Origin of the sequence: Alcanivorax sp. S6407, assembly GCF_023016115.1 — a bacterium.
Lineage (GTDB): Bacteria > Pseudomonadota > Gammaproteobacteria > Pseudomonadales > Alcanivoracaceae > Alcanivorax.
In genome coordinates, this window is record NZ_JALKBH010000002.1 from 585434 (window position 1) to 609063 (window position 23630).

Here is a 23630-nt window from a genome sequence, read left to right on the forward strand (position 1 = left end):
CGGATTGGGCTAAGGGGCATACTGGTGTCAGCCACAAGAACAAGGTAAGCGGATATGGAACTCAACAAAGCCAGCACACGGAATGCCTGGGCTGCCGTGGACTACCTCACGCGCCAGGTTCGCAATGGCGACCTGGATCCGTCACTGACCCGGTGGTTCCGGGAGCGGGGCCTGGATCTGGAAAGCACGGTGTTCTCCAGTGTCTGCCTGTTCGACGACAGCATCTATACTGGCACCCTTGTGGATCGCGATGGCCGGGTGTGGGAGTTCATTGCCGATCTGAACGATCCCCAGGCCAGCGAAATGGACGACGTCACCGGCGCCCTCGGCCCCAAATCCCCGGAACACCCCCAGGCCGACCCCTGCGACCTGGTCACCATGTCGATTCTCTACCACCGCGACGAGCAGGTAGCGGCGTAGGACGCCTGACGCCTTTTCGCGTCGGTAAACACTTCGGACCAGCAAGCCCCTGGCGTGTTGCTTGTTGCGTGAAGCGTGCTGCGTCTCTTTGTAGGAGCTTGCCTGCAAGCGATCCGAGCCTAAGCGAGGTATGGATTCCAGAATCCCTTCTCGAAACTCAAACCCCAAACCGCTCTCCATGCATCCGGTTTTGCCTTTCGAAACTCGCTTCTCGTAACTCGAAACTTTCTTACCTCGCCAAGGCTCGGATCGCGAGCAGGCTCGCTCCTACAGCAACCTTCTGCGTTTGCGCGATACTAGAACGCCAATGTCATCAGCACGGCACCATCTACCTTGCCCCGTTAGAGTCAGTCGAGGAACGGAAGGATCTGGCGGCGTAGAGCAAAAAACCTGTCTGAGCGGAGCGAGTCTTTTTTGCGTCCGCCAGATCCCCAAAAAGTGTGTTAGTACCGGAGTGTGCCCGCGGAGCGGGTCGAACGGAGTCGGGGCGCGGGGGAGTCCAGAGGGGTGTCGCGTTACACCCCTTTGGGCCCGTCCGGCGAGGACAAACACCTTTACCGGTGCGATGAAACTGCAGGCCAGCTTTAACCTGCCAGGCAACTGCCACTTTCACCGCAGGTTCGCCCTCGAGATGTGTTATCCGCTGCGCTTAGCCTCGGATCGCCTGCAAGCAGGCTCCTACAGCGGCTTCGTAGAAAAGCCGAAAACCTGGGAACTTGTCGGCCTTTCTTAATCCAATCAAGCATAGCTTGTAGCTTGTAGCTTGTAGCTCGTAGCTCGTAGCTCGTAGCTAATCACCCCCCATCCTTCCTGAACGGCAATAACGTCATCGCCTCCTCCCGGTAGCGCTGCACATGATCGGCCTCTTCGCGACAGAAATCGGCGATGGCGCGATGGAACCCGGGTTCGCGAAGATAGTGAAGGGACCAGGTGATGACCGGCTCGAAGCCTCGCAGGATCTTGTGCTCACCCTGTACGCCGGGATCAAACACCTGCAACCCCGCCTCAATGGCATGCTCGATCCCCTGGTAATAGCAAAGTTCGAAGTGCAGCCCGTCCACCTCTTCCAGACACCCCCAGTAACGCCCATAGAGCTGTTCCGCATCCTGGAAATACAGCGCTGCCGCCAGCGGCTGCTCACCCCGGAAGGCCAGCACCAGCATGATTTGGCGCGCCATGGTCTCCGCCAGCTGCAGAAAAAAGGCCTCATCCAGGTAGGGAAACTGGCCCCGCTTGAGATAAGTACTGGCATAACACTGATAAAACAGCCGCCACTGTTCCGCACTCACCGCCGGGCCAGCAAGGCGCTGCACCGTGACACCCTGCTCTGTTACGCGCTGACGTTCCTTGCGCAGGTTCTTGCGCTTGCGCGACTGGAAGCGGGCCAGGTAATCATCGAAGTCGACATATTCCCGGTTAAACCAGCGGAAATGGCAGGCCTGACGAGAAATCAGGGGCAACTCCACTAGCGCCTCACGACATTGCTGATCCGGGAACAGCAGATGCCAACCGCTGGCACCGGTCTGCGCCAGACGCCCCTCAATAGCCTGCCACAACTGCTGCGGGTCAGGTGCGCCTCGCCAGCGCGGTCCGGTGACCGGAGTAAACGGAATGGAGGTCACCAGCTTGGGGTAATACGCCAGGCCATGGCGCTGGTAGGCATCGGCCCAGCTGTAATCGAACACGTATTCACCACGGGAATGGCTGCGCAGATAAAGGGGCATCCAGCCATTTTCCAGCTCGATATGGCAGGGCCGCCAGCCGCGCTCGGCGGTCACCGCACCACTGCTCTCCAGCGCGGTCAGAAAGCGTTCATTGAGAAAGGGGTAATCGCTCAAAGTGACTCCACATGAGTTTCCGCACCGGCTTGGGTACAATGCGCGCATTGCACGGTCGTACCGGGCGCATTTCAGGCATGTTTGTTGCCGTTTACCGCGCCACCCGGGCAATCCTGCCTCATTCCCGGCAGGTTTTAACAGCACGTTTATTTAACACTCAATCTCTACAAGGTAACGTCAAATCCATGAATGTCTCCAAACCTTTAACGGCCTTTTATGCCGTTGCGACACTGTTGCTCGCCATTCCCGGAGCCTGGCTGCTGTTCGCTCCGGAAATGGCCATTGTCACCATTCACGAAAATCTGGCCTTTGTACAAATTTCCAATGTGCACAGTCAGCAAACCGGCCTGGGTCTGCTGCTGGCAGCGGCCGTCAACCTGGTCTGCCTGCGCGGCAGCAACGAACGCATTGCACTGCACGTGGCGGTGTTCTTTTACCTGGCCGGCCTGGTAGCCAGCCATGGTTCGCGGGTATTCGGTGACCAGTGGTGGATGTGGATCCCCACCGTGCTTTACGTACTGCCGCTGATCCCGTTTGGCAAACTCGCCCCCGCCAATCTGCCCCTGCCGCTCCCCGGTGGCAATGGCCAGCAGCGCGGCGAAGTGAAATGGTTCAACCCCAACAAAGGCTTCGGCTTTATCCTCACCGACAAGGGCGAGGAGCTATTTGTTCATTTCAAGGCGGTGCAGAACGGTGGCCGTCGCAGCCTGCGCACCGGCACCAAGGTGCGTTTTGATACCCGCATGTCGGATCGCGGCGAACAGGCCGACAACGTTTATATCGAGCAGTAACGCATCACGCGGCACGCAACATGCTGCACGCGTTGGCGTGTTGCCTGCCCTGTTGCCTGAACCGGAATAACAACAATGAAACTGGCAATCGCAGACTGGATCGTTCTGGCCGGCTACCTGTGTGTGGTACTGGGCATCGGCATCTATTTTTCCCGGAAAAACACCAGCACCGAAGAATACTTCGTGGGCGGTCGCCGCTTTCGTGGCTGGGTGATCGGCCTGTCCCTGGTGGGTACCTCCATCAGCTCCATCACCTTTCTCGCTTACCCGGCAGATGCCTTCAAGACCGACTGGCTGCGCTACCTGCCCAATCTGGCGCTGCTGCCGGCCATGCTGGTGGCCGCGTTCGTGTTCCTGCCATTCTTCCGCCGCGGCAACATGACCAGTGCCTACGAGTTTCTGGAAATGCGCTACGGCCCCTCCGTACGGGTGTATGGGGCAATCGCCTTTCTGGTCGCCCAGCTGGTGCGGCTGGCCATGATCCTGTGGCTATTGTCCTTGCTGATTCAGGAAGTCACCGGCGCGTCGCCCACCACCGCCATCATTCTCGGCGGGCTCTTTGTGGGGCTGTACACGGTGATCGGCGGGATTGATGCGGTGATCTGGACCGACGTGCTGCAGACCGTGATTCTGTTGCTGGGTGGCGTGGTGTGTCTGTGGGTTATTCTGCAGGCCCTGCCCGGCGGACTCGACCAGATCTTCGAGCTGGCCGGCAATGCTGGCAAGTTTGCCCTGGCGCCCTGGGAAAACGGTGCCCCGGGGGAGACCTCCTGGTCCTTCTCCCTGAGCGAGAAGACCGCCACCATGATGCTGTTGATCGGCCTGACCAACTGGCTCACCGAGTACTCCAGCAATCAGAACACCGTACAGCGCTACTGCGCCTCCCAGTCTACAAAGGAAGCAAGACGCGGCCTGTGGGTGTACCTGTTTACCGCCCTGCCGATCTGGGCCTTCTACATGTTCCTTGGCACCGCACTGTGGGTATTTTTCCAGGTCTATCCGGACGTGCAGGCCAGCGCCATTCTGCAAGGCGAGGCCCGTGCCGAAACCCTGATGCCGCATTTCATAACCGGCTACCTGCCGGCCGGGGTTGCCGGGCTGGTGATCGCCGCGGCCCTGGCTGCTGCCATGAGTTCGCTGGACTCCAGCATCAACTCGGTCACCACCGTGAGCGTGGTAGATCTGTATCGCCGCCACCTGCGTCCCGGCCGGGACGACCGCCATTACCTGCGTGTCGCCTGGGGTATCGCAGTGGCCGTGACCGTGTTCATGATTGGTGGAGCCCTGTGGCTGAATAATGCCGAAACCAAAACCCTGCAGGACACCTCCACGATCCTGGTCTCCCTGCTGGGCGGCGGGATGCTGGGTCTGTATCTGCTGGGTTTCTTCAGCCAGCGCGGGGATGCGCGGGCCGCCTGGTGCGGCATTGGCTGCACCCTGGTATTCACCGGCTGGACGGTGCTCACCAACAAGGGGCTACTGCCGGATGCGCTCAGTGCCCCCTTCGATCTCTACTACACCGGTCTGATCGGCAACCTGCTGATGTTTGCGGTGGGTTACTTCGCCGCGTCGCTGTGGCCTGCCTCCTCGGCGGCCACAGCTGACTGACTCCCGTCCTGATCACGGGATCGCAACAGGCGATCCCGGATCAGCCAGCCTGCCGCCCAGAATACCAGCCAGGGATCCAGCAGGTAGTCCCACAGGTTATCACTGGCCAGCAGATCGAAATGGAAGGCTAGCTGTGCCGCCACCAGAATCAGGCAGGAGGCATAGGCGCGCAGCACCCACGCCAGCAGCCCCACCAACAGTAGCGAAGTACTGAAAGTGAAGTTGCCATAGCCCAGTGCATAGGGGTCCATATAGGTGGAGCCCATGCTGGTGGGATAGAACCACAATGCCAGCACCACCAACAGCACACAGGCACCGCGCAGCTGATTCACCGGCAGCCAGTAGATTCCGGTAATACGATGCTTGATTGCCAGCACCGCCAGCAAACCGGAAGCCACACTGAAGCTGGCCAGGTAGCTGAGTACCCAGGCCGCCGGCCCCCACGGGTAAGGCAGCAATGCCCACACGAACACCACCAGCGCCAACACCATCCGCGCCGGTTTTGACAACATGGCCGCAGAAATACGCAGCTGTACGGCCACCAGCACCAGCGCCGCAATCAACAGATCAATGGTCATTCTCTGCGCCTCCTTCGGCAGACCGCTCCGGGGCGTCGTCAGCGGCTTTCAGCCAGGCATGACGGATGGCGCTCTTGTTCCAGGTATAAAGGATGTGCAGGTCGCCATTACGGGTGCGCAGCATGTACGGGTAATCGTACTGAAAACGGCAACCGTGGCGATCATCACACTTGTTATGGATCACTCTTTCCTGCAGCAGGACAGGATCTTCCGGCGCCCCGCCCACTGTCATTTCTTCCTTGATCAGTGAAGCAAAGTCTTCTTTGGACAGGCGCTCTCCGCGCCATTGTTCGCGATCATGCAACACCCAGCGCGTCTGCCAATTTGCACCGCCATCCCGGGTTTCCCGCACACACAGGTCATCGCGCTCTTGACGATTACAGTTCGCCACCACCAGCCAGTCGCCCTCCCCCATCACTACGCCGCCCAGGGCCGCACTGGGATTTTCCAGCGGGGAATAACTCAGCTCCTGCCACTGCCAGCCACCGTCGACACTGGCGCTCTGATAGAGATAACCATTGTTGGGCTCGTTTTCGTTACGCAGAAACGCCACCGCGTTCTGTTCGGAGTCCACCAGTACCAGCGGCTGAATCGCCTTGCGCCCATGACCGATGCGAGCCTTGCCCAGTATCTGGCTATCCTGATCCAGGCGCAGGATTTCACCAAACTTGCCAATCAATTCATGATAAACAGGCAGGCCGATGGAGCCATCGCTATAACGCACCGGCGGGGTTTTCACCAGGGTACTGATATTGAGCAGTGGAGATGTCACCAGGGGCTTGTTGAAGGTCCAGCTGGCGCCCTGGTCAACGGACTCCAGCACCACCAGCCGGCTGGCGGCCCAGCCACCAAAACTCACCGCCACCACAAACAGGCGCATGCGGCCATCATCATCCAGCACCGGCACGGCATTACCCAGCTTGCGCACATGACGGCCCCAGCCATCACTGATCTGCTCACGGGTAACCACCACGGTTTCATCGCTCCAGGCGGCACTGGCGGGATCGAAGAGCGCGCTGTGAATATTCACGTCCGGCGCCCCTTCACGAGAACCGGCAAACCAGAAAGCGCGCAGCCGGCCATCCGGCAATTCCACCATGGCTGGCGCATGCACCAGAGGGGTATCGGCGTCCGAAGCAAAGCGTAGCTGCCATTGATCATGGCCGGGCGACGTTCCCGCTGTCGGCACTTCAAAAACGGGAGCGGGCTCCCAGAGGTGTGCAGGCGCCGACGCGAAATAGCCAGCCACAAGCGCGGCCCCCACCAACAAATGAAAAAAACGGTTCATTCTTGTGTCTACAGAACAGAGTGTTTATCGAGTGGCCTATTGTCCATGAAAACGGGGGTCAGGTCAGTCCGCTTACGCATTAAATCACCCTGACCCTGAAGTCATTTCTGCGCGTTATCACAACCGGACGCCACCCGTATTGCAGCGTTCACAAATTTGCCTGCCGTTGAACCTCTGGATAGGAACCGGCTATCTGAACCGGTAAACCTCTGTATCCAAATGTGATCACAATATGTTCATACCCTGATGATTGGTGTCATAATGATTGCAGTTGATATGCCAAAAATAACATTAAGGATATCCCTCCCGACCATGGAACGAGCGCTACGATTCGGGTTGGCACTTCTGTTTGTGCTGCTGCTTTCCCCGGCAATTGCCGACGAAAAGGATCCAGACTGGAAACTGGTCAGCGATCGCAATGAGATCCAGGTGTATATGAAGCATCGGGATGAATCGCGTCTGAAAACCTTTCGTGGCGTCACCCGCTTCGAACTGAAGGACGAGTTTGCCCTGGTGGCGGTTCTCAACGATTACCCCTCCATCCCCAAGTGGCTGCATTTCATCGACAGCGCCGAAGAATTCGACCGCAGGGACCCTCTGGATCGTAGCCTGCGCTTCACCACACAGCTGCCCTGGCCTCTGGCCGACCGGGAAGCCGTGCTCCGCGCCGACGTTCACCAAACCCTGAACGAAGAAGAGCAGTCAGTAATGATCGAGCTGATCAACCAGCCCGACGCGCTGCCACCAAATAATGACTACATCCGTTTCCCGGAAATGTGGGGCAAACTGGGGTTTGTACGCCTTGGCAATGACCAGGTGGAAATGACCTATGAAGTCATCCTCGATCCAGGCGGTTATATCCCCGCCTGGATCGCCAATATCCTGCTGCGTGACGCCCCCTACTTTACGCTGGAGCGCCTGCGCCGGGTAATCCGCAAGCCGGAGTACCAGAACCAGTACTTCGACTATCTGCCAGATCTGCACGGCCCCGGTCACCCGGACAACAAGACCAGCGTGGCCAGCCAGAACAACAGCTGAACAACCCTCCGGTTACACCCGGCAGGGGCGGGCGTCCCTGAAACGTAACAAAGTGATTATCACCCTGTCATATTCGGCCAGACCTCCGTTACCATAGCGCGTCACTGGTAAACGGAGAGGGCCGTCATGTCCCGGATGCTGTTCTTCCTCTATAGCTGGCTGGTTTTTGTGCCTCTGATGGCCGCGACCACTCTGGTCTGCGGGCTGATCTGTCTGGCACTGGTTCCTTTTTTGCCCGCCGACCGCGTGGCGCGCTACAGCGCTGTGCCCTGGGCCAGACTCTGCCTGCTCTACAGCGGGGTACGCGTGGATATCTATGGGCGCCACAACCTGCAACCCGGGCAGAGCTATGTGATCGTGGCCAACCACCTGAGCCAGTTTGATATCTTTGTACTTTATGGATATCTGGGCATGGATTTCCGCTGGGTCATGAAACATGAGCTGCGCAAGGTCCCGATCATTGGCATCTGCTGCGAGAAACTCGGCCACATCTTTATCAACCGGTCCGACAAGCATGCCGCCATCGCCAGCCTTAATGAGGCCCGGGCCAGACTGAGCAATGGTGCCAGTGTACTGTTCTTTCCGGAGGGCACCCGTAGCCGCGATGGTCAGCTCAAGCCGTTCAAGAAGGGCGCCTTCAAAATGGCCCAGGAGCTGCAGCTACCAGTACTGCCTGTGACCCTGACCGGAACATGGGACATTCTTGCGCCCGGCACCATCCGCCTGCAGCCGGGCCACCAGGCCACCCTGACCCTGCACGCCCCTCTGCCTGTGACGAGCCATGACGATGGCGAAGTACAACGGCTGATGGAATTGAGCCGTGACGCCATCGCCGCACCACTGGCCCAGCCCTGCCCCGAAGCCCTGGCCTGAACGGAATATCTCCAGCGCCGGCGCTCGCCGGCGTTACTGTCATCCCGCCCCGGTTATGCACTGCGGTATTGGCCCATTCTGCAGTGACAAAGTGTCTACACTCCTTGCCAAGTCAAAGCTGATCCCCCTTTGCCGCTGATAAATCCGCAGCGGCCATCAGCAAGGTTCAGCTTGCAACTCGAACCGATATCCCGTCTCCTTTCGGGACAGGATCAAGGAGTCATCATGAAGAATTTCAAAGATAAAGTTGCCGTGATCACCGGTGCCGGCTCCGGCATCGGTCGTGCCCTGGCCCAGGAACTGGCTGCCTCCGGCGCCAAGCTGGCCCTGTCCGATATCAATGAAGCCGGCCTCAAGAAGACCGCTGCCGATCTCGGCCTGGCTCAGGACCGCTTGATGACCCGGGTACTGGACGTGGCCGACCGTCAGGCGTTCTATGATTTTGCCGACGATGTGGTAAACCACTTTGGCTATGCCAACATGATCTTCAACAACGCCGGTGTTGCCTTGGGCGCCACTGTGGAAGACATGAAGTACGAAGACTTCGAATGGCTGATGAACATCAACTTCTGGGGCGTGGTGTACGGCACCAAGGCCTTCCTGCCCTACCTGAAGCAAGCCGGTGAAGGACATATCATCAACATCTCTTCCATCTTCGGTCTGGTGGGCATTCCCACCCAGTCAGCCTACAACGCAGCCAAATTTGCCGTGCGTGGCTTTACCGAATCCCTGCGTATCGAACTGGAAATGGAAGGCAGCCCGGTGTCCTGTACCTCGGTACACCCCGGCGGCATCAAGACCAACATTGCCAAGGCGGCGCGCATGACCGATGGTGTTGAGCGCATCACCGGTGCCGACAAGGACAAGTCTATCCAGGACTTCGAAAAACTGTTCCGCACCACCCCGGAAGAAGCCGCCAGCACCATTCTCAAGGGTGTGCGTGGCAACAAACGCCGGGTTCTGATCGGCTCCGATGCCGTGGCGGTGGACACCATGCAGCGCCTGCTGCCCACCAGCTACCAGAAGCTGATCGCCCTTGGCCAGAAATACATGAGCAAGTAATCCGATGATCAGTGAGCGTCCTTTTTCCCAGGCCTGCGAGAACAACAAGGGCCCCATCCTGAGCGTGCTCCGTGAGCACTGTCAGGCACCCGGGACGCTGCTGGAGATTGGTGCCGGCACCGGGCAGCATGCTGCCTGGCTGTCCGGCCAGCTCCCTCACCTGACCTGGCAACCCTCCGATGTGGCGGAAAATCTGCCGGTGGTGCGCCAGTGGCTGGAAGAGCCCGACAGCAAGGCACTCGCGCCGATCGTGCTGGATGTGGGCCGCACCTGGCCGGATCAACGTTTTGATTACCTGTACACCGCCAACACCTTCCACATCATGTCCCGGGAACTGGTGACAAGTTGCATCGAGGAAGGCTGCCGCCATCTGACTCCAAATGGCCGGTTTCTGATTTATGGCCCGTTCCGGATCAACGGTCGCTATACCAGCGACTCCAATGCGGCATTTGAATCATGGCTGAAAGATATCGACCCGCTAAGGGGCATTCGTGACAAGGAGTGGATCGAGGAAGAATTTGCCCGCCATGGCCGTCGAATGATCGGCGAGTACGACCTGCCCGCCAACAACATGATGCTGGTGTTTGAGTGAGGCACGCCTGACGCAAGACGCCAGAAGCCTGACGCCAACAATTGGCCCTACAGTCGAGCTGCGTTGCGCACCGCGTGCATTCTGGGCTTGAGGTACAGCACCCCGAACAGCATCACCATCAGTACATCGCGCCAGTGGAATACGCCGTGGCGGCGGATCCAGACGGCAAATCCGATCAGCTCCAGCAGGTGCAAAATCGCAATCACCGCCCCCGCCATCAGCAGCAAGCGATCAAATGGGGCCGGTAAATCCATGAAAATGGCTAACAGTACCCCCAGCCAAAACACTACAATGCCTCCACGAAGGATGTTCATCGCTAAAGATCCTCTGACAGCGCTGGCTATTTTTTCTACAATGCGTGGTTGAGGCGTGGCCCGGGTGCCCTGAAAAACACAAATATCACCCTGAAGCCCTGAACGCCCGCCCTGCCCACCGTCGCGGCAAGGCACTAACCACTTGCATTCAGACTGAGCGAATACATGCAAAAAGACAAGGCAAATGCCTGGAGCCTGGATCAGTTCCAGGTTCCTGAAAAAGACGGCGAACGCCGCTTTCACGATTTCGATCTGGATCTGCGCCTGATGCGCGGTATCGCCGACCTGGGCTTCCAGTACTGCACCCCCATCCAGGCCGAAGTGCTCGAGCACACGCTGGCCGGCGCCGACGCTATTGGCCGTGCCCAGACCGGCACCGGCAAGACCGCCGCCTTCCTGCTCACCGTGATCAACGATCTGCTGAAGAACCCGCTGGATGTGCCCCGCTATGCAGGGGAACCCCGCGCCCTGATCGTCGCCCCTACCCGGGAGCTGGCCATGCAGATCGAGAAGGATGCCAAGGGTCTGACCAAATACACTGACCTGCAGGTGATGAGTGTGGTCGGCGGGATGAACTTCAACCGCCAGCAGGAACGTCTGCAAAAGCGTGAGATCGATATTCTGGTAGCCACCCCGGGGCGTCTGCTGGATTTCGCCAAGCGTCGCGACCTGTGGCTGGATCGGGTGGAATTCCTGGTACTGGATGAAGCCGACCGCATGCTGGACATGGGCTTTATCCCGGACGTGAAACGCATCGTCGGCATGACCCCGAAAAGCAAGTACCGACAGACCCAGCTGTTCTCTGCCACCTTCAATGAAGACGTGATGAACCTGGCCCGCCGTTGGACCGAAGATGCCGAAGTGGTGGAAATCGAACCGGCACAGGTCACCACCGAGCGGGTTGAGCAGAAAGTCTATATCACCAACACCGACGACAAGTTCAAGTTGCTGTACAACCTGATCACCGGCATGAACATGGACAAGGTCATCGTGTTTGCCAACCGTCGCGACATTACCCGCCGCATCAACGACCGCCTGCACAAGAAAGGGTTGAAGGTCTCGATGATTTCCGGCGATGTGCCCCAGAACCAGCGCATGAAGACCCTCGAGCGGTTCCGCTCCGGCGATCTGCAGGTGTTGATCGCCACTGACGTGGCCGGGCGCGGCATCCATATTGACGGCGTTTCCCATGTAGTGAACTACAACCTGCCGGAAGACCCGGAAGATTACGTGCACCGCATCGGCCGTACCGGCCGGGCCGGCGCCAGCGGCATGTCGATCAGCTTCGCCTGCGAAGATGATGCGTTCCTGCTGCCGGAACTGGAAAATGCCATCAGCATGAAACTGGAATGCGAATATCCCCCTGCCGATCTGCTGCAGGAAAAGGAAACCAGCAATGCCTGAACGGATCAGCCCGGTGGAAGCCAAGGCCCGTCTCGATGCCGGCGATGCCCTGTTTGTGGATGTTCGTGATCCGCACAGCTTTGCCGCCGGTCATCTGCGCGGGGCAGCGCACCTGAGCAACGCCAACCTGGACCAGTTTCTGGCCGATACCGACCCGACACGCCCGCTGGTGGTCTACTGCTACCACGGCCACAGCAGCCAGGGCGCGGCAGACTTCCTCATGGAAAAAGGATACCAGGCCGTCAGCATGGACGGCGGCTATGAGGTGTTCAAACTGCAGTTCCCGGAAACGCTGGAACTGCCTGACGCCTGACGCCTGACGCAAAAAGGCCCGCCCGGTAACCCGGGCGGGCCTTTTTGCGTCGGTAAAACACTCGCTATACCCCGCTGTAGGAGCGGTCGTTCGACCGCGATCCGAGCCTAAGCGAGGTATGAATTCCAGAAGCGAGTTTCGAGTACCGAGTTTCGAAAATCTAAAACCTGGGTCCGGGTTAGGGTTCTGCCTTTCAAAACTCGCTTCTCGCGACTCGAAACTCATTACCTCGCCTGAGCTCGGATCGCTTGCAGGCAAGTTATTCGCTTCGCTCCCCCTTCGGGGCCGCACTCCGTGCGTTACTCCGCTGCGCTACGTTCCTACAGCGGCTTCGTAGAATGGCCGCGAGGGAGGCGCAGCCAGGCACGCGTCCCTGCGTCTGGCTTCAGGCGTCCAGCATCAGGCGTAGCTAAAACCGGTACCCAACACCGATCATGTACGCCCAGGGATCCAGCTCCACGTCGATCTTGTCCACCCGCACATCATTCACATAGAGACGTGCTTCCGTGTCGATGTCGATCTGCCAGGCGCTCAGGTTCACCAGCCATTTGTCATTCAGCGCGATATCCGCTCCCACTTCCCAGGCCACGCCAAGGGAATTGCTCAGCTTCACATCCGCATCCGCACCACCCAGCAGCGGGCTGACCACCGCATCGTCGATGCTGTCATCAAAGAAGATGGTGTAGTTAAGACCCACTCCGACATAGGGGCGCACCGGGCCAATTTCCGGCGCATAGAATTGCGCCAGCACCGTCGGCGGCAAATGGCTGGTTTCGCCCACCGCGATGCCCTTGCCAGGCACATCGAGAATGATGTCATGGGTAAACGGCGTGGCACCTACCAGTTCCACCCCGATGGAATCGGTGACCATATACGCAAAGGTCAGCCCCAACTGGGTGTCATCTTCCACATCCACACCCAGGCCACCCACCGCTGGCAGCGCCGGATCGAATCGCTCACTGCTCACATCGGGATCCACATTGATGGCACCAGCACGGACGATAAAGTCCCCTGCCTGATGAGCCAGTACCGGACTCCCCACCAACATACCGGTTAGCAGTAGCGCCCCTTTCACTTGTCCTCGCAGTTGCATACAGATCCCCTCGGATAACGCAATATACTGTCAATGACCGCAGCCCGGTTGCCGGGCAACATGGTCAACGTTCAAACTACGCAGCCATTGAACAACTCGACGCAACAACGAGCATTGCTCTGAATCAATAAAAACGAGGCTTGTCATCATGTCGTCTTCCGAACTGATTAGCGCCCTGCGCGACGCCCACAAGAACCATCTCACCCAGCAATTGCAAAATCCTGATCACTGGCAGGCGATCCTGACCCAGATCAGTGCCAGCCTCGGTAAAACCCCTATCGGCAAACTGGTGGACAGCGACAGTCTCAGCCAGGTCGTCGAGCAGTGGGTACTGGAAGCCAATAGCGCGCAGGGGCTGCAGGATGTCATCGTCCACACGACGGAAGCGGTACTCAAAGCCGCCGAACAGGACGATGCCACGGTGGGCCAACTGCTCAGCGAAGAACACTTTGAGGCGGTACTGGAAAAATCCCTGCAGCTGAAAACGCTGCGTGAAAAAGCCATCCACGCCGGCATGAATCACCCTCTGGTGAGCGAGATGGTCAGCGAGATGCTGTACACCGGCATCAAGAATTTCCTGCTGGAAGAAAACGCGCTGGCCAAACTCCCCGGCGTCAGCAGCGTCATGAAAATGGGCCGCAAGAGCGTGGTCGGCAAGGCCATGGGTGGCATGGAAGAATCCATCCGCGGTTATCTGCAAAAGAATATTCGTGAGACCCTGAAGACCGGCGAGCAATGGCTAAACAAGCAGCTTACCAATGAGCGCATCGAACAACTGGCCCGCGATGGTTACCAGCGCGTATCCCCGCTCAAGCCAGCCGAATATCTTGCCCAGATCCCCAACGGCACGGTCAAGGATCTGGTGGAACAGGGCTGCCAGATCGGCGACGAAAGCGCCCGACTGGAATACACCCGCAACCTGATCAAGGTCGGCATCAAGGCAGCCGTGGATGCGCTGGGCAAAATGAGCCTTGCAGACGTTCTTGCCGGCATGCAGATCAGCGAGGACAAGCTCAAGGAAATCACCACCCCGGCCCTCGCCAACGGTGCCACGGTGCTGGTGAAGCAAGGCGTACTGGATTCGTTTATTGAATGGTCGCTGGATGACTTTTACGGGTCGGAGGCGTGCAAGAAGGCGGTGGAGTCAGTTAACAGTTAATAGTGAACAGTTAACAGCGAAACACGCGTCAGATTTTTTCTTTTCTCCAACGCAAGAGGCCGCGCCCAGGTTATGGGCGCGGCCTCTTTGCTTTCAGAAAGCTACAATGCAGATTCGCGTCGCTGTTAACTGTTCACTATTAACTGTTAACTAGAGGAACGACTCCGCATACTCCGCCAACAACGACCGTGGCACACCATTGAGCTGCACCGAACCGCCATGGACAAAACGCTTGAAGCGTTCGGTCATGTAGGTGAGGCCGGAGCTCGTGGGTGACAGGTAGGGGGTGTCGATCTGTGCCAGGTTGCCAAGACACACCACCTTGGAGCCTTCCCCTGCCCGGGTGATGATTGCCTTCATCTGATGTGGCGTCAGGTTCTGGCTTTCATCGATCAGGATCAGGGATTTCTGGAAGCTGCGGCCGCGGATGTAGTTCATTGCCTTGAACTGGATGTTGGCCCTTTCCTTCACATACTGAATACTGCCGGAGGGGTTCTCATCGTTCAGGTGCAGGGCCTCGATATTGTCATTGATGGCCCCCAGCCAGGGGTCCATCTTCTCCTCTTCGGTACCCGGCAGGAAACCATGATCTTCCGCCAGCGGCGGCGTGGAACGGGTTGCGATAATCTTGTTGAAGCGCTTCTGCTCCACCGTCATTTCGATGGCGGCCGCCAGGGCAAGAATGGTTTTCCCTGAACCGGCTGCGCCGGTGAGATTGACCAGATGCACATCCGGATCCAGCAACAACTGCAGGGCGATGGCCTGCTGGATATTCATGGGTTTCAACCCCCATGCCTCCTGTTCCAGCATGCTGTCTGCCTTGTAGTGTTTCAGGGTCACTACGCCGTTGTCGATGCTCATGACACGACCGACAAAACCCTGCTCATCAATGATGTACTGGTTGGGATAGACCTCTTCGCCAAGAATTTCGCTTACCAGCAAACCGTGGGATAGATAATGCAGGGTATCGGCACCATCCTGCTCGGTTTCCACCTGGGTGACCTGATCCCAGAATGATCCCGGCACCTCGAAATAGCCGCGGGTCAGCTGCTTGATATCGGTGACCAGCTGATCATTGTGATAATCCTCTGACTCGATGCCACAGGCCCGCGCCTTGAGGCGCATATTGATGTCCTTGGTGACCAGGATGAAGCGCTCATCCGGCGCATTGGCTTTCATGGCTACTACATCGTTGATGATGCGGTTGTCGTTAAGATGATCTGGCAGAGGGGTCTTCACTTCGTCGGTGCTGGCCATCAGTACCGTGAGGGTGCCCTGGGTGGAGTTATCCGGGCCGCGCGGAATAGGGATACCCGCTTCTACCTGCTCCGGGGTGCAATGACCCAGCACCTTGTCGATCTGGCGAATGGCCGCCCGGCAATCTGCCGCGGTATGCGACTTTCCGCTTTTCAGCTTGTCCAGTTCTTCCAGCACCGTCATGGGTATCACCACACGGTGTTCTTCAAAGTTCAGCAGGGAGTTGGGATCATGAATCAGGACGTTGGTATCGATGACGTAGGTTTTTTTCTGTTCTTGCTCGATGGTGCTGTCGTTCTGACTGGCGCTCGCGTGGTGGTTGATGGAAAGGGTGTGGAGTCTGGCCGCGCGCTCTTCCATGCGTATCCCCTGTGCCGTTCAAACGGTACGGTTGCGTTGGTTTGGCGACAGGAAGCCGGGTGTCAGTTCTGAGAGCGAGAGTGACGCCTGCCCCTTGCCGCCCTGGTTTTAAGCCTTTTGGCGGTTCAGTTGCATTCAGCTGTTACAGCTTTTGATCGCGATCACCCCCGCATTGGCGGGATTGGAATTACCATAACCCAATTTTTTTGAATCGATCAATAGTTACTCCTGAAAACTTTTTCGCTGGCCATTGTTCACCCATTCTGTCCGCAGGCGGTCTTCGCTACACTGACGTTCCCACTTGCTAACCAAGAATGCGCCATGTCCCATGAACATCCCCAGGTGATGATGCCTCCGCCCGCGCTCTATCTCGGCGGCCTTTTGATGGGCTACGGCCTGGACCGCGCCATCACCTTTCCCGCCATCGGTTTTACCGGTGACATCTGGTTGATGCTGGCGCTGGCCGTGATTGGCGCCCTGCTGGTGCTGTCTGCGGTGATCCAGCTACGGCTGGCAAAAACCACCCTGATGCCCCACCGCGCTGCCAGCACCCTGCTGACCAACGGCGTGTTCGCGCTCAGTCGCAACCCCATCTATCTGGGCTTCACCTGTCTGGCTACGGCCATGGCACTCAGCCAGCACAGCGTTGGCATGCTGCTGATGCAGATTCCGGTGGTATGGGTGATCCATACCCATGTAATTGCCGCGGAAGAGGCATTCCATGCGCAGAAGTTCGGTGAGCAATGGCATGACTACTGCCGCCGCACCCGACGCTGGATCTGATACGTTCAGAGCCCGGCCCTAGTTTGAGCCATTCCAGCTGCCCCAGTTTGCCGTTCTGCAAGCGCATATGTCGGGAGCCAAAGTGGCCGGGCACCAGGGTACTGGCCCGGGTATCCCTGGGTAGCCAGCCAAGCCTGCGATACAGCTCGGCCACCAGCTCGGAACAGAACCAGCCGCGCTGATCCGGCTTGCGCTGGAAGCAGGTCAGGACATCGATGGCATTGCACAGGACATAGTTCTTGTAGGGTCGGTGCATCAAGCGACGCACCAGGCGATGCAGCAGCCGTTCCTGATTCTCGCTCAGGTCCGGCCCATGTCGGCGGCGCACCACCACGGAACCCTCATAATCGGCAAGCTTGCTGGCCAGGGAGACCAGGGATACTCCGGCTACCGGCTTGCCCAGACGGACATCCGCCGACTCGCCCAGGGTGGTCGACTCCAGCACCAGCGGCTCCCGACTTCCGGGCAAGAACACCACCATGCCGATATGGCTCCAGGGGCTGCGGGTAAAGACCCGTATCACCTCACTGGTTACACCGCGCCCGGAGAACAACACAATGTCACCGGTGCGCAGGGGAAAAGCAGAATCCACAGGCAGAGTCATCACAGACATTCCTGACTTTCTGATCAATCCTGACAAGCACGCTATGCCTGCGGAGTGACAGATCGCTGACAGCAACATCACGGTTTGGTGAACAACACGAGCCTGACGGAGCCGCTACAGGAACGTAGCGCAGCGGAGTAACGCACGGTGTGCGGCCCCGAAGGGGTGAGCGAAGCGAATAACGGGCCTGCTCGCGATCCGAGCCTAGGCGAGGAATGAGTTTCGAGTTACGAGAAGCGAGTTTCGAAAGACAAAACCCTCAAATCTCGTGCTTGGTTGCTGTCTTTTGATTTTCGAAACTCGCTTCTCGTAACTCGCTTCTGGAATCCTGGGGAGCCTCTGAAATCCAATTGAGGCTCTGGAATCTTTACCTCGCTTAGGCTCGGATCGCGAGCAGGCTCGCTCCTACAGCCGCTCCGTAGATTTGCGGGAGGGAGTTTACAGGCTGCCTGCCGTCACATTTCTGTTACCTCCCTGCAGTAACCTCTCCGACACATTCTGCTCCTGCCCTGCCCCGCCTATGGAAGACCGCCTTTATCTGCTGCAACGCCATCTTCCGGAAATGCTGGATCTGGAGGCCTTGATTCGTGAAGGTGAACGACATCTGCGGGTAAACACGGTGCATGAAGTTCCAATGGGGGAATTGTCATTGCCGGTGAAGGTCATCGAGATGGGTTCCACTTCACCACGGGTGCCGGTAATTGGCTTCTTCGGTGGCGTGCATGGAGTAGAGCGCATTGGCAGTCAGGTGCTGATGTCCTGGCTGCACAGTCTGATCCACCGGCTGCAATGGGATGATCAGCTGCATCGCCGTCTGGAGCAGGTGCGGCTGGTGTTCATGCCGATGATCAACCCCGGCGGCATCTGGAATCGCACCCGCAGCAATCCCAATGGCGTGGACCTGATGCGCAATGCCCCCATTGATGCCATGGGCAAGGTGCCCTTTCTGGTCGGCGGCCACCGTATCAGCCGCCACCTGCCCTGGTACCGGGGCAAGAGCGGCGCCCCCATGGAACCGGAAGCCCGGGCCATGATCCGGGTGGTACAGGAAAAGCTGTTTCCGGCGCCTTTTTCCATGAGCATCGACTGCCACAGCGGCTTTGGTCGCCGGGACCGGATCTGGTGCTGCTATGCGCGCAGCCATCGCCCGATACCTCACATTGGCGAGGTGTTTCGCCTGAAACAGGTATTCGAGACCACCTACCCTCATCATCACCCCTATCTGATCGAACCCCAGTCGATCAACTACACTACCCATGGGGACCTGTGGGACTACCTCTACGACGAAGCCCAGGAGCGGGTACCGGAACACACCTTCCTGCCCTTCACCCTGGAAATGGGTTCCTGGCTGTGGGTGCGCAAGAATCCCAGACAGATGCTGGATTTCTTCGGTTACTTCAATCCGGTCATTTCCCACCGCCACCACCGGGTACTGCGCCAACACTTGCCCCTGTTCGAGTTCCTCACCGGCATGACCGCCAATGCGGGCAACTGGCTACCTTCTCCGGGAGAGCGCAAACACCTGACCCGGGAAGCCATTCAATTCTGGTTCCCGCCCCAGGACTAGTTGCACCGATTTGGCGCTTCTCTTGCATTCCTGTAATCATTGGCACTATTCAGGGTCGACAGGCCCCCATGTTCATACTCCAATGACGATCAACCTCAAGGAACACACACTCGATGAAATACCTTGCCCTCGCCTCTTTTGCTATTGCTCTGGCAGGCTGCCAGCACCTCAGCTACCAGCCCCCCTATGGCGAAGACACCGCAAAAATCACCTTCACTACCAATGGCACCCCGGCGCAACCGGTAGTTTGTGTGCCGGGCAAAGGTTTCCAGCCAACCGAATTCTCGCTGGCGAGAACGCCCATGGGTGGCGATGCCATGAACGATCTCATGCAAACACTGAAGAAAAGCCCCACAGTGACCACGAAAATAGCGCCATCATCACAGGCCCGGGTTGGCGTCATCTACAACCAGAAGGACACCAACAGCAGCCGCAGGGATCGCTGCAAGATTGCCCTGCAGTTTGAAGCCGTGGCGGGTGAAAGCTACAAGGCGGACTTCAACTACTCTGCGGATCAGTGTGGCCTGGCAATCACTGACAGCGAGGGACAGTCTGCCGACGCCGTACAAATTGACTGGCAATGCCCCTAACAATGGCACCAAATTGGTGCCCCGCCCAATATCGGGGCACCAATACAAATCCCACCCCCTTGTCACCTTCCTGTCTTTTTCCCCAAAACACCATAACCAATTGTTTTTAAATAACTTTTAAAAACTGGCACGGGGAATGCATTATCTCTTGCGAGCCTGATAGGCGGTGCGCCACCAGCGCACATTGAACAAATTAGACTTGTTAAGAGGGTTGCACATGAAAAACGTATTTGGTCTGAAGAAAGCCGTTCTGGCTTCCGCTGTTGCCGCTGCTGTTGCACTGCCGTCCATGGCCGCTGCTGAAATCAGCGGTAGTCTGGGCATCTCCAACATGTACTTCTGGCGTGGTCTGGACATCTCCAACGGTGGTGCACAGGTTGCCGGTAGCCTGGATTACAGCCACGCCAGCGGCCTGTACGCAGGCGTATGGGGCAGCTCTGAAACTGACACCACCGAGTACGATCTGTACGCCGGTTACGGTGCAGAAGTAGGCGGCGTTAGCTTCGACATCTCCTACTGGGATTACAACTACCCGAACGACACTGACAGCGACCTGGAAGAAGTGATTGGTAGCATTGGGTTCGCCGGTCTGACCGCTACTGCCTACATCGGTGTAGGTGAAATTGGTCACGGCCAAATCTATGACGAGAATGATCTGGTAATCGGTAAAGCACCCGATAACGAGAGCAACTACTTCACTCTGGGTTACAGCTACGACAAGTACGGTGTGACCGTCGGCACCTGGGACAACGAAGCTTCTGACACCAACTACACCCACGTTGATCTGAGCTACGCCCTGACCGACGAGCTGAGCTTCACTGTGTCCAAGATCGTTGCTGCCGATGATTGTGCCCTGAACAACGGTGATTTCTACGACGGTGTTACCGACGTCTGTGACCCGGAAGCCGATTCTGATGACATCGACGACGATACCCTGTTCGTTGTGTCTTACAGCTTCGCCATCTAAGTCACACCCGGGCGGCTTCGGCCGCCCACAGTTTCAACGCCGCGGGGCTCTCCCTGGTCCTCGCAAACACGCAAGCAACCCCGCGGCGTCTTTTTAATTTCAAGCCTGATGCTGAACGCCTGAAGCCTGACTGCAGAAAGGCCGAACAGCCCCTCCCTTAACACCTTATATCGCCTTATGGTTTAGCGAGCTTCTAGCGTCTGGCGATCAAAATACACTACCAACGCATCGTGATCCGAGATCGGTGATATTCCTTCCGAACCATACAGTTTCCGGTATCGTCCTGCGCTACCTCGACTGACATCCACGGCGTCCACACGTGACGCAAGTTCCGCTGACAGCCAGATATGATCCAGTGCCTGTGGGCGGCAACGATATCGGTAGGAATAACGCTCCGCGGGAGCCAGTTTCTGCCAGACATTGAAAAGGCCTGAGGCCGCAAATTGTTGGTAGCTGTCCGAAAACCGGCCGGCATCCCAGGTGCTGTTGAAATCCCCCGCCACGATGACCGGACCCGACTGCTCGGCCACCCAACCCGCAAGACGGGAAGCCTGATGGCGCCGTTTCTCAAACACCCGGGATGATTTGAGATCCCGCGCACTGCGCAGGTGCACCACGACAAGATCGGCTTGCACGGGGGATTGCAGGGAAACCGCCAAAGGCGGACGTGAAAAAAGGGGATACCCCTGAAAAGTCTCTTTGGCAAACAGGGCACGGGACTGTGTCAGCGCGATGGGCGCACGATACAACAGCCCCACATCCATGCCGGATGGATCATTGCCTTCCAGCAACACGGTGCGGTAACGAAAACCGGATTGCGCCAACCGGTTTGCCAGCGTCTCCAGCAAGGCCAGGTTTTCCACTTCCTGCACCGCCAGCAGGTGCGGCGCATGCAGATCGTTCACCACGGCATTGGCGATGGCATCCAGACGCCGGGCCAGCAGTGAAGATGACAACGGCTCATCCAGATCGGAATCCTTGCGCGCATCACGCAGGCGCCACAGGTTGAGGGTAGCCAGAGTCCATTGATTGTCTGCCGGCGCCATGACCGCCCGTGGCGCCGCCAGATTGCGGCACTCTGCCTGCAGCGGGGAAGCACCGATGCACAGAAACAGTATGAGAATGCAGTAAGTCAATCGCATGGACGCAGTCTACGACTGGCGCAGGAAAGGAAACAGAGGTGATAACGGAATTGCGTGTAAGAAGAAGCTGGCAGCGAGTTTCGAGTTTCGAGTTTCGAGTTTCGTAGATCAGAACCGGCGCCCTCGAAAACGGCAATGGTTTTGCCTTTCGAAACTCGTCACTCGAAACTCGCCCCTACCACCACCGTTGGTTCACTCAGAGGGAGCCCCACATGCCACCGCTTTTGCGTGTTGCCTGAAGCGTGATGCGTCTCTGTTTAAGGCCGATAAACCACTTTCAACCCTTCCGGCACCCGGGTTTCTTCCAGGTAACCGACAAAGGACGGATCACTACCCACCAACAGGTTCATCTCCCGCTCGCTGGACACTTCCCGTGGCGGCATGCCGCGCCCGGTAAAGATCATCCGCGCCCAGTAACTTTTCATCTGCTCGGCAGACTTGCCGGTGACGTCCTGGTAGAAGGTGTTGCGAGTGGAACTGCCGTTGGGCAGATCCAGTGGCTTTACCGCCACGCCTGCCACCTTGCGCAACTGGCCATTGAAGATCTGCCGCACCTGGTTCTGGGTCAAGGCACCAATCTCGCTGGAGGCACCGACCACCACCACAGGGTCCGCCACGGCGCCCCCGTTAAGTAGCACTCCAGCCACCACCAGCACGCTGGCTAGCAATCCTTTTTTCACTGTTTTCCCCTCAAAAAACCAGATCGACAGACAGGCGAACGACAGACGCATGGTCATCCTTCAACGGGCCGCCATCGGTTGAAAAAAAGCCATTGGATGACAGTTCATCATCCGAAAAATCGTAGTAATAACTGTACTCGCCCTTCAGGGCAACGCTGTCGGTGAGAGAATAACGCAATCCCGCCGTCCATCCCTTCTGCTGCTCGGCCAGTTGATCCTGCAAGATGCGCGGATCAATCCCGCTGCCTTCCAGCTGGGGCAGATAACTGTCTTCCAGGTCATGACCTTCCACCGACGTCCAGGTGACCAGCGGCATCCATTTACCCAGATATTTCCCAAGGGAGACGTAACCACTACGGGCACTGGGATACCAGTTGCCAAAGTTCAACAAGGCCGCTTCACTGGCAAAGAACCAGCTACCGTTATCGTACTGCAGCCCCACCCCTCCGAAATAGGTGTAGACCTTGTCAAAGGTCAGCCCGAGCAGGGAGGTCAGGCCACTGCTCAAGCCGTCCAGCTCGTCGTCGGCCACTGTCACCGATGCACCGGAATAGGCCGCACGCAGCGTCCAGTCATTCCAGCGGCTGGTCAGATTGATACCGCTGAGATCATCAGCCTGGAAGGTCACCCCACCCGCACGGGCACCGGAATCCACCGTGCTCGACCCCCAGAAACCGGCCAGACGATGAAATACCGGGCCGGTGGAGAAAGACCAAGCAAGTTCCATACCTTCCATGGTCTTGATCGGCGCCAGCAGGTATACCTCTGCCGGCGGCGTCACCCAGGGGTAAGCATAGCCCACGTCGACATACTGGGAGTGCATATAGAAAGGGGCAACAATGCGGCCAGCCTTGACGCTGACAGAATCGCTGAGCGCGTAGTCCAGGTAACCCCACTGAATTTCCGCATCAAAATTGTCCACACCGGTGGCGACCATCTGCACCACGGCCTGCGCCCGGTCATTGATACTGGCATTGAACTGTACCCCGGCACGGGTAAGGGCATCGTGACTCCATTCATCACCGGAGCCATCCACAAAGGTGGCATCGCCGTTTTCCGCCGGCGCATCGGCTCGGCTCATGCCGGCAGAGAGGAACCCGTTGATGGTGAGTCGTTCCTCATTATTGAGAGTGCCTTCCAGCTCTTGCTGTTCCAGGCGCTGCAGACGCTGCTCGTACTCGCGCAGCCGTTGTTCGAGATCACCATTACTTGTTTCGGCCAGGGCCGGCGTGGTTACCAGCGCCATGCCGAGCATGGCAAAAATCGTTATCTTCATGATCGCCCCATCGATATACGTCGTTCCCCCTAC

At 58.0% G+C, this 23630-nt stretch carries 23 protein-coding genes and 1 pseudogene; 14 read left to right on the top strand and 10 right to left on the bottom strand.

The annotated features are described in order from the left end of the window. Positions 1-54: 54 nt before the first annotated feature. Positions 55-420 carry a hypothetical protein gene (locus tag MWU49_RS05860; RefSeq protein WP_246969349.1) on the top strand — a complete coding sequence of 122 codons (366 nt, stop codon included), beginning with the start codon at positions 55-57 and terminating at the stop codon, positions 418-420. 794 nt (positions 421-1214) lie between these two features. On the opposite strand, the gene MWU49_RS05865 is transcribed toward MWU49_RS05860, so the two are convergent. After that, positions 1215-2258, bottom strand: coding sequence for a GNAT family N-acetyltransferase (locus MWU49_RS05865; RefSeq protein WP_246969351.1), 1044 nt, complete (start codon positions 2256-2258; stop codon positions 1215-1217). Between the two features lie 185 nt (positions 2259-2443). Here MWU49_RS05865 and MWU49_RS17770 point away from each other — a divergent pair, with 185 nt between their 5' ends. Both MWU49_RS17770 and MWU49_RS05875 read left to right on the top strand, forming a co-directional pair. Next, entirely contained in the window at positions 2444-3049 is a 606-nt protein-coding gene (locus tag MWU49_RS17770) for a cold shock domain-containing protein (RefSeq protein ID WP_281502096.1), read from the top strand. 75 nt (positions 3050-3124) lie between these two features. Further along, a complete protein-coding gene (locus tag MWU49_RS05875) occupies positions 3125-4657 on the top strand; it encodes a sodium:solute symporter (protein WP_246969353.1) in 1533 nt (510 codons plus the stop codon). Here the strand turns inward: MWU49_RS05875 and MWU49_RS05880 are convergent. Both MWU49_RS05880 and MWU49_RS05885 read right to left on the bottom strand, forming a co-directional pair. Next, on the bottom strand, positions 4606-5235 hold the full coding sequence (locus MWU49_RS05880) for a hypothetical protein (protein WP_246969356.1): 630 nt from the start codon (positions 5233-5235) through the stop codon (positions 4606-4608). The two genes, MWU49_RS05875 and MWU49_RS05880, sit on opposite strands and share 52 nt — an antisense overlap. Beyond that, on the bottom strand, positions 5225-6523 hold the full coding sequence (locus tag MWU49_RS05885) for a sialidase family protein (RefSeq protein ID WP_246969359.1): 1299 nt from the start codon (positions 6521-6523) through the stop codon (positions 5225-5227). Before MWU49_RS05885 ends, MWU49_RS05880 begins: the two co-directional genes overlap by 11 nt. A gap of 312 nt (positions 6524-6835) precedes the next feature. Between MWU49_RS05885 and MWU49_RS05890 the strand changes: the two genes are divergently transcribed. The 4 genes from MWU49_RS05890 to MWU49_RS05905 all read left to right on the top strand — a co-directional run bounded on the left by MWU49_RS05890 (position 6836) and on the right by MWU49_RS05905 (position 10088). After that, positions 6836-7561: an START domain-containing protein gene (locus MWU49_RS05890; protein WP_246969363.1), complete on the top strand. Its 726-nt coding sequence runs from the start codon at positions 6836-6838 to the stop codon at positions 7559-7561. A gap of 126 nt (positions 7562-7687) precedes the next feature. Then, complete coding sequence (locus MWU49_RS05895; protein ID WP_246969366.1) at positions 7688-8434, top strand: lysophospholipid acyltransferase family protein; 747 nt, start codon at positions 7688-7690, stop codon at positions 8432-8434. Between the two features lie 225 nt (positions 8435-8659). Continuing rightward, positions 8660-9496, top strand: coding sequence for an SDR family NAD(P)-dependent oxidoreductase (locus tag MWU49_RS05900; protein ID WP_246969369.1), 837 nt, complete (start codon positions 8660-8662; stop codon positions 9494-9496). A 4-nt stretch (positions 9497-9500) separates the two neighbouring features. Further along, positions 9501-10088: a DUF938 domain-containing protein gene (locus MWU49_RS05905; RefSeq protein ID WP_246969374.1), complete on the top strand. Its 588-nt coding sequence runs from the start codon at positions 9501-9503 to the stop codon at positions 10086-10088. Between the two features lie 47 nt (positions 10089-10135). Here MWU49_RS05905 and MWU49_RS05910 read toward each other — a convergent pair whose 3' ends face one another. Continuing rightward, positions 10136-10402 carry a DUF1145 domain-containing protein gene (locus MWU49_RS05910; protein ID WP_246969377.1) on the bottom strand — a complete coding sequence of 89 codons (267 nt, stop codon included), beginning with the start codon at positions 10400-10402 and terminating at the stop codon, positions 10136-10138. A 165-nt stretch (positions 10403-10567) separates the two neighbouring features. Between MWU49_RS05910 and rhlB the strand changes: the two genes are divergently transcribed. Next, complete coding sequence (gene rhlB / locus MWU49_RS05915; RefSeq protein WP_246969379.1) at positions 10568-11806, top strand: ATP-dependent RNA helicase RhlB; 1239 nt, start codon at positions 10568-10570, stop codon at positions 11804-11806. After that, positions 11799-12119, top strand: a complete 321-nt coding sequence (gene glpE / locus MWU49_RS05920) for a thiosulfate sulfurtransferase GlpE (protein WP_246969381.1) — start codon at positions 11799-11801, stop codon at positions 12117-12119. Before rhlB ends, glpE begins: the two co-directional genes overlap by 8 nt. 409 nt (positions 12120-12528) lie before the next feature. Here the strand turns inward: glpE and MWU49_RS05925 are convergent, their stop codons facing one another. Next, the gene (locus MWU49_RS05925; RefSeq protein WP_246969383.1) at positions 12529-13212 is read right to left on the bottom strand and encodes an OmpW family outer membrane protein; all 684 of its coding nucleotides are present in this window, start codon (positions 13210-13212) and stop codon (positions 12529-12531) included. 148 nt (positions 13213-13360) lie between these two features. On the opposite strand from MWU49_RS05925, the gene MWU49_RS05930 reads away from it, so the two are divergent. Further along, entirely contained in the window at positions 13361-14371 is a 1011-nt protein-coding gene (locus MWU49_RS05930; RefSeq protein WP_246969385.1) for a hypothetical protein, read from the top strand. 150 nt (positions 14372-14521) lie between these two features. Here the strand turns inward: MWU49_RS05930 and MWU49_RS05935 are convergent, their stop codons facing one another. Continuing rightward, positions 14522-15988 (bottom strand): PhoH family protein, encoded by a 1467-nt coding sequence (locus MWU49_RS05935; RefSeq protein ID WP_246969387.1) that lies wholly within the window; start codon positions 15986-15988, stop codon positions 14522-14524. Between the two features lie 450 nt (positions 15989-16438). Here MWU49_RS05935 and MWU49_RS05940 point away from each other — a divergent pair. Continuing rightward, positions 16439-16672 (top strand): annotated as a pseudogene (locus MWU49_RS05940) (methyltransferase); the annotation flags it as partial. Here MWU49_RS05940 and MWU49_RS05945 read toward each other — a convergent pair. Then, positions 16620-17375, bottom strand: a complete 756-nt coding sequence (locus MWU49_RS05945; RefSeq protein ID WP_246970741.1) for a hypothetical protein — start codon at positions 17373-17375, stop codon at positions 16620-16622. The pseudogene MWU49_RS05940 and the gene MWU49_RS05945 sit on opposite strands and share 53 nt — an antisense overlap. Positions 17376-17895: 520 nt before the next feature. Here MWU49_RS05945 and MWU49_RS05950 point away from each other — a divergent pair. The 3 genes from MWU49_RS05950 to MWU49_RS05960 all read left to right on the top strand — a co-directional run bounded on the left by MWU49_RS05950 (position 17896) and on the right by MWU49_RS05960 (position 20499). Next, complete coding sequence (locus MWU49_RS05950) at positions 17896-18942, top strand: M14 family zinc carboxypeptidase (RefSeq protein ID WP_246969389.1); 1047 nt, start codon at positions 17896-17898, stop codon at positions 18940-18942. Positions 18943-19055: 113 nt separating this feature from the next. Next, the gene (locus tag MWU49_RS05955; protein ID WP_246969392.1) at positions 19056-19532 is read left to right on the top strand and encodes a hypothetical protein; all 477 of its coding nucleotides are present in this window, start codon (positions 19056-19058) and stop codon (positions 19530-19532) included. A 217-nt stretch (positions 19533-19749) separates the two neighbouring features. Further along, the gene (locus tag MWU49_RS05960; RefSeq protein WP_246969395.1) at positions 19750-20499 is read left to right on the top strand and encodes a TorF family putative porin; all 750 of its coding nucleotides are present in this window, start codon (positions 19750-19752) and stop codon (positions 20497-20499) included. 182 nt (positions 20500-20681) lie between these two features. On the opposite strand, the gene MWU49_RS05965 is transcribed toward MWU49_RS05960, so the two are convergent. The 3 genes from MWU49_RS05965 to MWU49_RS05975 form a co-directional block, all read right to left on the bottom strand. Further along, entirely contained in the window at positions 20682-21641 is a 960-nt protein-coding gene (locus tag MWU49_RS05965) for an endonuclease/exonuclease/phosphatase family protein (RefSeq protein ID WP_246969398.1), read from the bottom strand. 257 nt (positions 21642-21898) lie between these two features. Further along, positions 21899-22321, bottom strand: a complete 423-nt coding sequence (locus tag MWU49_RS05970; protein WP_246969401.1) for a hypothetical protein — start codon at positions 22319-22321, stop codon at positions 21899-21901. 10 nt (positions 22322-22331) lie between these two features. Then, positions 22332-23597 carry a hypothetical protein gene (locus MWU49_RS05975; RefSeq protein ID WP_246969404.1) on the bottom strand — a complete coding sequence of 422 codons (1266 nt, stop codon included), beginning with the start codon at positions 23595-23597 and terminating at the stop codon, positions 22332-22334. Positions 23598-23630: the final 33 nt, after the last annotated feature.

What these genes read in the sequence shown, in the direction of transcription:
- MWU49_RS05860 (WP_246969349.1), top strand. Translation starts at nt 55, where the DNA reads ATGGAACTCAACAAAGCCAGCACACGGAATGCCTGGGCTGCCGTGGAC.
- MWU49_RS17770 (WP_281502096.1), top strand. Translation starts at nt 2,444, where the DNA reads ATGAATGTCTCCAAACCTTTAACGGCCTTTTATGCCGTTGCGACACTG.
- MWU49_RS05875 (WP_246969353.1), top strand. Translation starts at nt 3,125, where the DNA reads ATGAAACTGGCAATCGCAGACTGGATCGTTCTGGCCGGCTACCTGTGT.
- MWU49_RS05880 (WP_246969356.1), bottom strand. Translation starts at nt 5,235, where the DNA reads ATGACCATTGATCTGTTGATTGCGGCGCTGGTGCTGGTGGCCGTACAG.
- MWU49_RS05885 (WP_246969359.1), bottom strand. Translation starts at nt 6,523, where the DNA reads ATGAACCGTTTTTTTCATTTGTTGGTGGGGGCCGCGCTTGTGGCTGGC.
- MWU49_RS05890 (WP_246969363.1), top strand. Translation starts at nt 6,836, where the DNA reads ATGGAACGAGCGCTACGATTCGGGTTGGCACTTCTGTTTGTGCTGCTG.
- MWU49_RS05895 (WP_246969366.1), top strand. Translation starts at nt 7,688, where the DNA reads ATGTCCCGGATGCTGTTCTTCCTCTATAGCTGGCTGGTTTTTGTGCCT.
- MWU49_RS05900 (WP_246969369.1), top strand. Translation starts at nt 8,660, where the DNA reads ATGAAGAATTTCAAAGATAAAGTTGCCGTGATCACCGGTGCCGGCTCC.
- MWU49_RS05905 (WP_246969374.1), top strand. Translation starts at nt 9,501, where the DNA reads ATGATCAGTGAGCGTCCTTTTTCCCAGGCCTGCGAGAACAACAAGGGC.
- MWU49_RS05910 (WP_246969377.1), bottom strand. Translation starts at nt 10,402, where the DNA reads ATGAACATCCTTCGTGGAGGCATTGTAGTGTTTTGGCTGGGGGTACTG.
- rhlB (WP_246969379.1), top strand. Translation starts at nt 10,568, where the DNA reads ATGCAAAAAGACAAGGCAAATGCCTGGAGCCTGGATCAGTTCCAGGTT.
- glpE (WP_246969381.1), top strand. Translation starts at nt 11,799, where the DNA reads ATGCCTGAACGGATCAGCCCGGTGGAAGCCAAGGCCCGTCTCGATGCC.
- MWU49_RS05925 (WP_246969383.1), bottom strand. Translation starts at nt 13,212, where the DNA reads ATGCAACTGCGAGGACAAGTGAAAGGGGCGCTACTGCTAACCGGTATG.
- MWU49_RS05930 (WP_246969385.1), top strand. Translation starts at nt 13,361, where the DNA reads ATGTCGTCTTCCGAACTGATTAGCGCCCTGCGCGACGCCCACAAGAAC.
- MWU49_RS05935 (WP_246969387.1), bottom strand. Translation starts at nt 15,988, where the DNA reads ATGGAAGAGCGCGCGGCCAGACTCCACACCCTTTCCATCAACCACCAC.
- MWU49_RS05945 (WP_246970741.1), bottom strand. Translation starts at nt 17,375, where the DNA reads ATGACTCTGCCTGTGGATTCTGCTTTTCCCCTGCGCACCGGTGACATT.
- MWU49_RS05950 (WP_246969389.1), top strand. Translation starts at nt 17,896, where the DNA reads ATGGAAGACCGCCTTTATCTGCTGCAACGCCATCTTCCGGAAATGCTG.
- MWU49_RS05955 (WP_246969392.1), top strand. Translation starts at nt 19,056, where the DNA reads ATGAAATACCTTGCCCTCGCCTCTTTTGCTATTGCTCTGGCAGGCTGC.
- MWU49_RS05960 (WP_246969395.1), top strand. Translation starts at nt 19,750, where the DNA reads ATGAAAAACGTATTTGGTCTGAAGAAAGCCGTTCTGGCTTCCGCTGTT.
- MWU49_RS05965 (WP_246969398.1), bottom strand. Translation starts at nt 21,641, where the DNA reads ATGCGATTGACTTACTGCATTCTCATACTGTTTCTGTGCATCGGTGCT.
- MWU49_RS05975 (WP_246969404.1), bottom strand. Translation starts at nt 23,597, where the DNA reads ATGAAGATAACGATTTTTGCCATGCTCGGCATGGCGCTGGTAACCACG.